We start from the raw sequence: 2,547 nt of genomic DNA, 5'->3' as shown, positions 1-2,547 counted from the left end.
GACTCGCATATCGGAATTGTATGGTACATCTTCTTGTGGAATGACAAGACCATTATGATACACCCCTTCCATTGTCAATTGTGACATTAACAATCACCTCCTCGGTTTATTTCCTCGCGTGTCTAACGATCAAGTTCAGCGGCGGCGGGAGAACTACCACCAAACTTTGTAAACACGATTAACCTTTGAGATACTACAAAACTTTCAATCACGGCACAGTCCCCCGCCGTCCACTGCAACGGCTGGTTAGCAAAAGTTCCACTTTGCCCTCTTTTTTCTTTTCTTCTTATTCCTGTATTCCATCCGACCCTAACTTACCCCCTTTTAATTTTTGGAAAGTGACTAATGGAAGTATGCTATTGTATTTTTCATTACGGGCTAAGATTGGATAGCAGGAGTATTCTTCTTGTTTCGTTGGATCAACGGGATCTATAAAGACAAAACCATATTGTTTAACCTGTGTTATGATTCTTTCTCTTTGGCTTTCATCTTTTGCTCCTATACAAAGTGCAAGAGGGATTTTATTACAAACGCTTTCCCAGGATATTTCACTATCGCATACCGAAAAACAATGTTGAGGATTGAAAGGAATTTCCTCAATTTTTGTGGCATCAATAAAGAGCACTATGGGACATCCGGTTGTAAAAAGAGCTCGCTTAAATAATTTGTTATAATAGCTGCCAACATGAGGTCCTAACGGAAATTGCGAGTCTTTATCAATATTCAACCCAGAAGCCGTAGCAAATAAAAGTAACTTTTTACTGCCCTCTTTTATGTGTTCTGACATTTTTTGGACAGCTTCTTTTGCTTTTTTCCCTAAAGGATCAGGTTCAGGAGGAGTTCTATATTCTGGTAACCGAGTAAGATCACCAAAAGTTGCACCAAATCTCTTTTCTGGAGAGCCATAAGGTCTAAGCTCTATCTGTATGTTTCTTGTTAAAACAAGCTCCAAGTAAGTAAGGATATTGTTGGTTTTGATGCGTAATTCACTGATGACTTCTTGTCCTGCAGGAGTTGTTAAACGTTCAGAAAATTCTGATGAAAGATAAGCAATAGTTGAACCTGATTCAAAGAATAAGTCCTTAATACCTAAATCTATGATCTCAGCAAAACATCTGTCCCAAAAATATGAAGCCATTCCTCGTTTGAGATCAGGATTCATTGTTGTAGAACGTTTTGTAAGAAGGTCAAAAGTCTTTAATTTTTCTATAATACCTCTTATGAATGGATCTTTAGTGATTGGCCCTAAACTGAGCAATTCTTCGCTAGCTCGAACCCAACCTGGCATTTTGAATTCTGGGCTGTTAATCAATCGAGTAAGGGCATTTGAAAATTTTGCCTTAAGATCTCCAATATCGCCTTTTTTAAAAAAATCTATAATCCTTCTTTTACCTTCTTCACCTATAACCTCTTTTCTAAAACCTTTCAATACCTCATCATATTTTCTTTCAGGATCATCAGTTTGTATCTTGTCACGTTCTTCTTTCAATTCTTTTTCTTCCAAGAGAAAAGCGAGAATTGGTTTTCCAACTTGTCTGGCATACCTAAATTCTATCTGGGTAAAACTCTGGGTATTTTTTACTGATCCAAAACGGGTTCCAACAAGTACTACATAGATGTCGCATTGATCTATAGCCTTTTGAATAACTTTAAGATCTTCTTCGTCTCCTGCTGTAAACATTTCCATTCCTGAAGGAATATGTCCCATTGCCAGAGTTTGATCAATAATAGCTTTCCTTTGTTCTATTAGATCCTTATATGAGGAACTAATAAATATTTGATATTTTCTCTCAGCTTGAATAGCCATCTTTTACACCTCCATTCTCTATAGTCAATTTAATTATTTTTTTCCTCCTTTCTTTGCCCGCAATGAGCAGCTAACGACCAAGCTCTCCTGCCCGAGCGAAGCGAGGGTCAGGTGCAGCAATTCGTTAGGCAGGCTTGGCTTTAATGAATATGTTTTTTTCTGTCTTGAAGTTTGAAAAATATCAAGAAAGCTATACCTGCTGTTGCTGCTATCCCAAGTGTAACAAAGAGATATAGTTCCATCTTCAACCTCCCTCATCTTTTGGTGTTATAAAATACGCCAACAGAAGAAATACAATAAAGAACACACCGATTCCAATGCTTGATAATAAAGAGTACCTACCAGACAAAATACTACCAATCACACCTGCTGTCAGCGTATATTTAGCAGCATCTCCAAAAATATTGCCTATAATCTTTCTTCGTTCTCTATTCATAGCTACCATTATACCACAAAATTTAAGTTTCTGTCACCTGATAAACTGAAGAAGTCTAACAATTGAGCTCACCTGCTGCGAGGGGGAATTATCACTAAACTTTGTAAGCAAGATAAAACTCTGAGAATTTACAAAACTATCTCAATCACGCCACAGCCCCTCGCAGTCAGGTGCAGCGAAGGGTTAGAAAAAGCTGCACTTCACCGTCTCTTTCTTCTTGCTTCCTCTATCTTACCTAACTATCACTTCTCAGTAGTCCCTCTTAGCCTCCCCCTGTTGCTTCTAAGGGATAAGCAACTCTTTC

The 2,547-nt window shown here is 38.0% G+C and carries 2 protein-coding genes; both read right to left on the bottom strand.

Translation table 11 applies throughout. The annotated features are described in order from the left end of the window. Positions 1–286: 286 nt before the first annotated feature. Complete coding sequence (locus tag AB1414_19055; GenBank protein ID MEW6609511.1) at positions 287–1,807, bottom strand: DUF4062 domain-containing protein; 1,521 nt, start codon at positions 1,805–1,807, stop codon at positions 287–289. 244 nt (positions 1,808–2,051) lie between these two features. Continuing rightward, positions 2,052–2,243 carry a hypothetical protein gene (locus tag AB1414_19050; protein MEW6609510.1) on the bottom strand — a complete coding sequence of 64 codons (192 nt, stop codon included), beginning with the start codon at positions 2,241–2,243 and terminating at the stop codon, positions 2,052–2,054. Positions 2,244–2,547: the final 304 nt, after the last annotated feature.

Source organism: bacterium (genome assembly GCA_040755795.1).
GTDB lineage: Bacteria > UBA9089 > CG2-30-40-21 > CG2-30-40-21 > SBAY01 > JBFLXS01.
This window is presented reverse-complemented; position numbering and strand designations above follow the sequence as displayed.